General features: G+C 65.6%; 9 protein-coding genes and 1 tRNA gene. 4 read left to right on the top strand and 6 right to left on the bottom strand.

Going from position 1 to position 7132, the window contains the following annotated elements; genetic code table 11:
- Positions 1 to 1336 (bottom strand): NAD-dependent succinate-semialdehyde dehydrogenase (locus tag AB4099_RS30070; protein ID WP_441480784.1); only part of this gene is annotated, 1336 nt, incomplete at its 3' end.
- A gap of 117 nt (positions 1337 to 1453) precedes the next feature.
- Positions 1454 to 1858 carry a hypothetical protein gene (locus tag AB4099_RS30065; protein WP_441480783.1) on the bottom strand — a complete coding sequence of 135 codons (405 nt, stop codon included), beginning with the start codon at positions 1856 to 1858 and terminating at the stop codon, positions 1454 to 1456.
- A 131-nt stretch (positions 1859 to 1989) separates the two neighbouring features.
- Here AB4099_RS30065 and gph point away from each other — a divergent pair, with 131 nt between their 5' ends.
- Complete coding sequence (gene gph / locus AB4099_RS30060; RefSeq protein WP_113514867.1) at positions 1990 to 2691, top strand: phosphoglycolate phosphatase; 702 nt, start codon at positions 1990 to 1992, stop codon at positions 2689 to 2691.
- 142 nt (positions 2692 to 2833) lie between these two features.
- Here the strand turns inward: gph and AB4099_RS30055 are convergent.
- Positions 2834 to 2908, bottom strand: a tRNA-Val gene (locus AB4099_RS30055).
- 371 nt (positions 2909 to 3279) lie between these two features.
- Here AB4099_RS30055 and AB4099_RS30050 point away from each other — a divergent pair.
- The gene (locus AB4099_RS30050; RefSeq protein ID WP_113514830.1) at positions 3280 to 3585 is read left to right on the top strand and encodes a hypothetical protein; all 306 of its coding nucleotides are present in this window, start codon (positions 3280 to 3282) and stop codon (positions 3583 to 3585) included.
- An 84-nt stretch (positions 3586 to 3669) separates the two neighbouring features.
- On the opposite strand, the gene AB4099_RS30045 is transcribed toward AB4099_RS30050, so the two are convergent.
- The gene (locus AB4099_RS30045; RefSeq protein WP_113514828.1) at positions 3670 to 4125 is read right to left on the bottom strand and encodes a hypothetical protein; all 456 of its coding nucleotides are present in this window, start codon (positions 4123 to 4125) and stop codon (positions 3670 to 3672) included.
- Between the two features lie 392 nt (positions 4126 to 4517).
- Complete coding sequence (locus AB4099_RS30040; RefSeq protein ID WP_113514826.1) at positions 4518 to 4718, bottom strand: hypothetical protein; 201 nt, start codon at positions 4716 to 4718, stop codon at positions 4518 to 4520.
- A 117-nt stretch (positions 4719 to 4835) separates the two neighbouring features.
- Here AB4099_RS30040 and AB4099_RS30035 point away from each other — a divergent pair, with 117 nt between their 5' ends.
- Both AB4099_RS30035 and AB4099_RS30030 read left to right on the top strand, forming a co-directional pair.
- Complete coding sequence (locus AB4099_RS30035) at positions 4836 to 5828, top strand: lytic transglycosylase domain-containing protein (protein WP_441480782.1); 993 nt, start codon at positions 4836 to 4838, stop codon at positions 5826 to 5828.
- Positions 5829 to 6000: 172 nt separating this feature from the next.
- Complete coding sequence (locus AB4099_RS30030) at positions 6001 to 6582, top strand: L,D-transpeptidase (RefSeq protein ID WP_113514822.1); 582 nt, start codon at positions 6001 to 6003, stop codon at positions 6580 to 6582.
- 93 nt (positions 6583 to 6675) lie between these two features.
- Here AB4099_RS30030 and AB4099_RS30025 read toward each other — a convergent pair whose 3' ends face one another.
- Positions 6676 to 7044, bottom strand: coding sequence for a gamma-butyrobetaine hydroxylase family protein (locus AB4099_RS30025; protein ID WP_441480781.1), 369 nt, complete (start codon positions 7042 to 7044; stop codon positions 6676 to 6678).
- Positions 7045 to 7132 lie beyond the last annotated feature (88 nt).

Below are 7132 nucleotides of genomic sequence, written 5' to 3'. Positions count from 1 at the left end.
CGGTGCCGAGGATGGCGGAGTTGATGCCGACCATGCCGTATTCGAGCTCCTCGGCGACGCGGAAGGCGCGACCGAGATCCCGGGTGTAGAAATAGGCGGCGAGCCCGAAGGGCGTGTCATTGGCCATGGCCACGACCTCGTCCTCGCTGCTGAAGCGATAGACCGGGGCGAGCGGGCCAAAGGTTTCCTCGCGCGTCACCAGCATCTTCGTGGTGACGCCGGCGAGCACGGTCGGCTCGAAGAAGGTGCGGCCAAGCGCATGGCGCTTGCCACCGACCACGACCTTCGCGCCCTTGGCGACGGCATCGGCGACATGACGCTCGACCTTCTCGACCGCGCGCTCATTGATCAGCGGCCCCTGCACGACGCCGATTTCGGCGCCGTTGCCGACCTTCATCTTCGCGACCTCGCCGGCGAATTTCGCGACGAAATCGTCATGGATGCCGTCCTGCACGAAGAGCCGGTTGGTGCAGACGCAGGTCTGGCCCATGTTGCGGTACTTGGCGATGATCGCGCCCTGCACCGCGGCATCGAGATCGGCATCGTCAAAGACGATGAAGGGCGCATTGCCGCCGAGTTCGAGCCCGACTTTCTTCACCGTCGAGGCGGCCTGCTGCATCAGGAGCTTGCCGACCGGGGTCGAGCCGGTGAAGCCGATGAAGCGCACGGCCGGATGCGAGGTCATGACACCGCCGATCGCCTGCGCGTCGCCGGTGACGAGATTGATGACACCCTTGGGGAAACCGGCCCGCTCGGCCAGTTCGACCAGGGCCAGCGCGGTCAGCGGCGTATCCGGAGCCGGCTTGACCACGAAGGTGCAGCCGGCGGCCAGACCGGGAGCGCATTTGCGCGTGATCATCGCCGCCGGAAAATTCCAGGGCGTGATCGCGGCGCAGACGCCGACTGGCTGCTTCTGCACGATGATGCGCGAATTCGGGAAGGGCGAGGGAATCGTCTCGCCGTAGATGCGCTTGGCCTCTTCCGCGTAGAACTCGACGAAGGAGGCGGCATAGGCCACCTCGCCGCGCGCCTCGCTCAGCGGCTTGCCCTGTTCGGCGGTCATGATCTGCGCCAGGTCCTCCTGGTTCGCCATGATCAGGTCGAACCATTTGCGCAGGATCACCGAGCGCTCCTTGGCGCTCTTCTTCGCCCAAGGCTTGAAGGCACGCGAGGCGGCCTCGACCGCAGCGGTGGTCTCATCGGCGCCGAAGCGCGGTACCTTGGCCAGCAGCTCGCCGGTCGCGGGATTGTCGACCGCATCAACGCCCGCGCCGATCCAGGCACCGTCGACATAGCACTGCGATTTCAGGAGCGACGGATCATTCAGCTTGAGCATGGCGGGCCTCGACGCGATTACGGACATGCCCGGGCCTCTAGCACGAGCGATCGCGTCGCGCCGATTCAAAATGCCGCATGCTGCAGGTGCTCGAAGCGCAGGACGGGGCGGCCGCCGCTATTTCGTCTGCGGCGTGCACACCACCTTGTCATCGAAAACGTAGCAGATGCTCATCTCGCCGGTGCGAACATTGACGCGGAAGATGCCGCCTTCGCGCTCGTGGCGCGACGGCATGAGCAGGTAGTCGCTCGGTGCCTGCGGGCCAGCCCCCTCCCCCGCCGGGAAGCAGACCGTGACGCCGACGCCGCCTTCCTTGAGCTGGAACTGGCAGGCACCGACCTCGCCCGTGGCGCGATCGACCCTGTAGACACGGTTGAGATCCGTCTGCGGCGCAGGCGCGAACTCGAAGGGCGCGGCCTGGGCGGAGACGTGCGGCACGATGCAGGTGCCGAGCGCCAAAAGCGCCCCGAGCACCGGCCGGCGGAAGCCGGCGTTTTCAAGATATTCAGACACCACTGCCATCCTTCACGCGAATCACGGCAAAGATAGCATTGTTGCTGCCTGCCAAGATGACGATCCGGCGCGGCTCGCTTGCCAAACCGGCCCAGACCGCCTTTAGAGGCCCAAAGCATCTGCGCACCGGAACCCCGCCCATGAGCTTGCTCCCCATCGTCGTCTTCGATCTCGACGGCACCCTTGCTGAGACCGCGCCCGATATCATGCGCACGCTCAACGTCATTCTCGAGCAGGAAGAGCTCTCGCCCCTGCCGCTGGAACGCGCGCGTGAACTCGTCGGTGCCGGCGCGCGCGCCCTTATCGAACGTGGTTTCCGCGTCTCCGGACGGCCGCTCGACGAAGAGACGCTGGAGCGGCTGTTCCAGGATTTCCTGCGAATCTACGCCGAGGACGTCGCCTCGAACAGCTATCTCTATGAGGGCGTCGTCGCGGCCATGGAGGCACTGGCGGAAGACGGATATGCGCTCGCCGTGTGCACCAACAAGCCGATCCTGCACACGCGCCTGATCCTTGAGCATTTCGGCATCAGCGAGCATTTTGCCGCCGTCGCCGGGCGCGATAGCTTCGCCTTCCACAAGCCGGACCCCCGCCATCTGACGCTGACCATTGAAGCGGCCGGCGGCGACCCGAGGCGCGCGGTGATGATCGGCGATTCGCGAACCGACATCGCCACTGCGCGTGCCGCCGGAATTCCATCGATCTGCGTCCCCTTCGGCTATACCGATGTCCCGATCGAGGAGCTTGAGCCCGATCTCGTGATCCAGCATTTCGACGAGCTGCACGGCGCAGTGCGGCAGATGCTGGAGCCGGCGCCCGCGCTCAGCGCAGTCATGAAATAGCGATCGGCGGGGCCTTGTTGATCGGCTCCGTTGTCACCGCGGTCAGGTTGTTGAGGGGGCGCAGCGCGTCGCTGAGAAGAATCGGCGCAATCCTGCGCCACGCGTGCGAGACAGCATTTGATTGCAATATGCGGAGGGAGAATGGTGGGCGGCACAGGGATCGAACCTGTGACCCCTCCCGTGTGAAGGGAGTGCTCTACCGCTGAGCTAGCCGCCCGGACCGGCGCTTCTCCTAGTCGCGGACATCTGCGGCGTCAAGGAGCAGTTCCGTCAGGTCCGCACACAGCCGGGGAAATCTCCGCACCGATCCGGTCGCAGTGCTGTAGGAGGCCCTCCCCGCGCGATGTTGGGCTGCAACGCCGCACAGCCGGCACTGCGCATGTGCGGGCGGCACTGCGCATGTGCGGGCGCTGGGATTGTCTCCGCCGAAGCGGGTCGCCAGGCCGCACGCTGCGTCACCTGCCAGTCACGCCGCGCATATCCGCTGCCTTGGGCGAAAGCGCACCTTGGCGCTGGAGGGAACAGAGCGGGTCACGTTCCGTTCATCCGCAGCGAGCTATTCACGCCTCGAATCGGAGGACCCAATCGATGCTGCTCAGAAAACTGATCCTCACGTCGGCAGTGGTCTCGGCGCTGATCCCGGCGGCAGCGGCGCACGCACAGTATTATGACCCCTATGACCGCCCGCCGCCGCGCTACGGCTATGATCGCGGCTGGGACTACGACCGGCCACCGCCGCCGCGCTACGGCTATGAGCGCCCCTATCGCCAGCCGCGCTATGGCGACATGTGCGTCACCTCCCGCGGCTCCTGCGAGGCGCCGCCATCGCCAAGGGGCGCCCCCTGCCGCTGCTATTTCGACGGTTTCGGCCCCAAGCGCGGTGCCATTCAATGAAGATCCCTGCGAGATCGCGTGCCTTTCAAGGCCCGCGATCTCGCCAGGTCCGGTCGTGTCAGAGCGACGGCCCTCGCCTCCTGATCACTTGAAACCGATCAGGATGCCGTCAGCCCCAAGCGCAAGCTGAAGGCCCTGGCGGCGTGTGTTCAGCTTCATCGTGACGCCATTGCTGTTGCGCAGCCAGACGCTGCCTTTGCCCTGTGCTCCGAGCGCCCACCCCTCGCGCAACTGGACATAGGCCCCGGTGAAGTCCTGCAAGCGGTGAAGACCATAGACCGTCCCGGTCGCCGTCATCCGCGAGGCGCCGAAGCCCCCGAAACCCACACCGCCGACAGTGATGCCGTAGGACCGGCCACCGAAGTTCAGCGTCCCGCCGCCGACTTCGCCGGAGCCGATGAAGGCGACCTGGACCTGCTGGATGCGGACCGATCCGGTCGGCGGACCGAGCGTCCTCTGCTGGGCCGCGGCGGGTGCGGCGGCCGAGGCGATGGCAAGGAAAACTGCAGCAAGAACAGGCAGAGGCGACCCGATCGACATTGAGCTAACTCCTTCGCTGGATTGGTTTGCTCACAATTTCCGAGTGTGTCGTCGATGCGGGGATGTGTCCATGCACCCGGCTTCCTGGGTCCGTCACAGAGGCGCGCTGGAACAGGATCTCGATATCCCGCACAGCGTCGGCATGGCGGATGACGCTTCGCTGGCTTTCTGATGAATGCGACCGATAGAGCCGACGAGCGCCTGCTCCTCCACGGAAAGCTGTATCCGGCGACCGCCCTCGGCCACCCTCGCCGCAGCATCCACGGGCTCCTTACGCAGGTGGCACACAGATATTCCCTATGGCGGTTGCTGCTGTAGCAACTACGCGCAATTGCCCGATTGATTTCGGCCTCGCCCCGATCCGGCAGCGGACGCGTCCCTCGGACGCTTGACTATGCCCGGTCGCGGGGCCGACGGTTCCGGCGCCAGATAGCCAGGGTCGGCCAGAAGGCCGCGAGCGCCACGAAGACCGTCAGCAGGAGAAGCGCGACCACCATCTGAACAAAATCGAAATTGGGAGCGCTGGGAGCAACGAACCATGCGGCGATGATCCCGGCCAAGGCCAGCAATGCCTGAATGATCCAGTTGAACATCGTTAGGCCCTTCCGCAGACTTGTCCGGTCAAACACAGATTCCGGACCCGAGATCGATTGTGACCGAGACCGGCGGGATGTGTCGAGCAAATCAGTGCGCCCATGCGATACAGAGCCATGCCGATCCGCCCAGCGCCTCGAACCGTGATCGCTGACGCCTTTGAGGCCGCAGCCGAAATCCTGCCGCACCTGTTGCGACGGTTCGGTAGGGCCTCCCCTTTCGTTGCTCAGCGTCACCGCCCTCTGGCCCCAGTGGCATGCATTGCAGGCGCGCTGCTCGCCTGCCCGGCCTTGGCAGCTCCGGAGGAGCCCGCCTCGTCGGGGATCGACCAGGCTCTCTGCCGGCTGATCGACGAAGCGGCGCGGGGCCAGGGGGTTCCGGCCGCTTTCCTCACCCGCCTGATCTTTCAGGAATCGAGCTTTCGCGCGGGCGTCACCAGCCCGGCGGGAGCGCAAGGCGTGGCGCAGTTCATGCCGGGCACGGCCCGCGAGCGCGGTCTGCTCGACCCGTTCGACCCGGAGCAGGCCGTACCGAAGGCCGCTCATTTCCTGGCGGAGCTGCGCCAGCGCTTCGGCAATTGGGGACTTGCCGCCGCCGCCTATAATGGCGGCCCGAACCGGGTCGCATCCTGGCTTGCCGGTCGCGGCGGCCTGCCATTCGAGACCGAGAATTATGTGCTCTCGATCACTGGCGTCGCCGCCGAGACCTGGGCCGAGGATGCGCGCGCCGCAACCAATGGCGATGGGCGCGACCGCCCTGCCCGGCGCGCGACGCAAGACGAAACCTCGTTCTGCGCAACGACGGTCGTGGCGATCCGCGCCGGCAGCAAGCCGCTCGAGCTCCGCGAGGCGCCCTTCGCGCCATGGGGCGTGCAATTGGCCGGAAACTTCTCGAAGGCACGGGCGTTGGCGTCGTTCCAGCGGGCCAGTGAGAAGCACCGGACGATCATTGCCGAGCTGCAACCGATGATCATCGGCACGCGGCTCCGCAGTCGCGGGACGCGGGCCTTTTATCGGGTGCGGTTGCCGGCCGCCACCCGGACTGAGGCAACCGCGCTGTGCCGTCGCATCCAGGCGCAGAACGGGGCGTGCGTCGTGCTCAAGAGCTGAGCGGCCAACTTTATGTTGCAGGTGCGCAACGCGGCGGTCGAAAGCCCGTGCCTCGCGTCGATGTGATGCCACAATGATTGCACGCCAAACGTGAGTCTGACAGGAGATTGAGGAGATGTTGACTTTTTCCGGTCAACTTCATGTCCGCGCGAATCCACGCCCTGAGGTCCCGATGAACCGCTCTTTCCGAATGGCCATGTTCGCAGGCTTGGGCCTGATGGCTGCCGCGTCGACTGCCAATGCCTATGAGATCGATCCGCTGACGCGCCAGCCATTGATGCAGAACCCTGAGGCCGCCAAGGCGCAGGCTACCGCCATTCCCCGCGAGATCGTGTCCTATGACACCAGGCAGCGGCCCGGCACCATTGTGATCAACACCACCGAGCGCCGGCTCTATTTCGTGCTGCCCGAGGGCAAGGCCGTGCGCTATGGCGTCGGCGTCGGTCGCCCCGGCTTCGACTGGTCCGGCTCGCAGGCCATCACCCGCAAGGCGGAGTGGCCGACCTGGACCCCGCCGTCGCAGATGCTGAAGCGGCGCCCCGACCTGCCGCGCTTCATGCCCGGTGGCCCGGAGAACCCGATGGGCGCCCGCGCCATGTATCTCGGCTCGACACTGTATCGCATCCATGGCTCGAACGAGCCGGAGACGATCGGCCAGGCCGTATCGTCGGGCTGCATCCGCATGCTGAACGACGACGTGATCGACCTCTACGAGCGTACCAAGGTCGGCACCCGGGTCGTCGTCGCCCGCTGAGCGACCGTTTCCCCGGATAAGGAAGGCCGGCCTCGTGCCGGCCTTTTTGTTGTTCGAGCCGGGCGGTCCTGACCGCGCCGGTTCGGAAGCCGATCACCTCCGTCGGACAGGCTCCCGCGACAGTCCCTTGGCGGCGAGAGCGTCGAGATAGGCCTGCGTCTTCTCCTGCGCATGCTCGCCGAGCTCGCGCAGATAGTCCCAGGCAAAGATGCCGGTATCGTGCATGTCGTCGAAGGAGAGCTTGACGGCGTAGTGGCCAACGGGGTCGACGCCGATGATCTCGACCTCGGCCTTGCCCGGCACAGTCTTCTTCTGGCTCGGGTCATGGCCCTGGACTTCGGCGGACGGGCTTTCCACCCGCAGCAACTCGGCCGCAAGTGCGAAACTCGCACCGTCCTCGAAGGCAATGTGGAGGATGCGCCGATCCTTGGAGAGGCGGATTTCGGTGGGCCAGGCTGACATCTTCGTTTTTCACCAAGGGGATGTGACGATCGCAGCTATTGACGCCGCGCACGCCAGTGCCAATGTCTGAACATGATATAGCTATGCG

It is taken from the genome of Allobosea sp. 2KB_26 (assembly GCF_052115715.1).
In the GTDB taxonomy this organism is placed as follows: Bacteria; Pseudomonadota; Alphaproteobacteria; order Rhizobiales; family Beijerinckiaceae; genus Allobosea.
The sequence above is the reverse complement of the archived record's forward strand: the minus strand, read 5'-3'. Positions and strand labels throughout refer to the sequence as shown.

Coding starts and splice junctions, on each gene's coding strand:
- AB4099_RS30030 (WP_113514822.1), top strand. CDS start 6,001: ATGAACCGCTCTTTCCGAATGGCCATGTTCGCAGGCTTGGGCCTGATG.
- gph (WP_113514867.1), top strand. CDS start 1,990: ATGAGCTTGCTCCCCATCGTCGTCTTCGATCTCGACGGCACCCTTGCT.
- AB4099_RS30065 (WP_441480783.1), bottom strand. CDS start 1,858: ATGGCAGTGGTGTCTGAATATCTTGAAAACGCCGGCTTCCGCCGGCCG.
- AB4099_RS30035 (WP_441480782.1), top strand. CDS start 4,836: ATGCCGATCCGCCCAGCGCCTCGAACCGTGATCGCTGACGCCTTTGAG.
- AB4099_RS30040 (WP_113514826.1), bottom strand. CDS start 4,718: ATGTTCAACTGGATCATTCAGGCATTGCTGGCCTTGGCCGGGATCATC.
- AB4099_RS30050 (WP_113514830.1), top strand. CDS start 3,280: ATGCTGCTCAGAAAACTGATCCTCACGTCGGCAGTGGTCTCGGCGCTG.
- AB4099_RS30025 (WP_441480781.1), bottom strand. CDS start 7,044: ATGTCAGCCTGGCCCACCGAAATCCGCCTCTCCAAGGATCGGCGCATC.
- AB4099_RS30045 (WP_113514828.1), bottom strand. CDS start 4,125: ATGTCGATCGGGTCGCCTCTGCCTGTTCTTGCTGCAGTTTTCCTTGCC.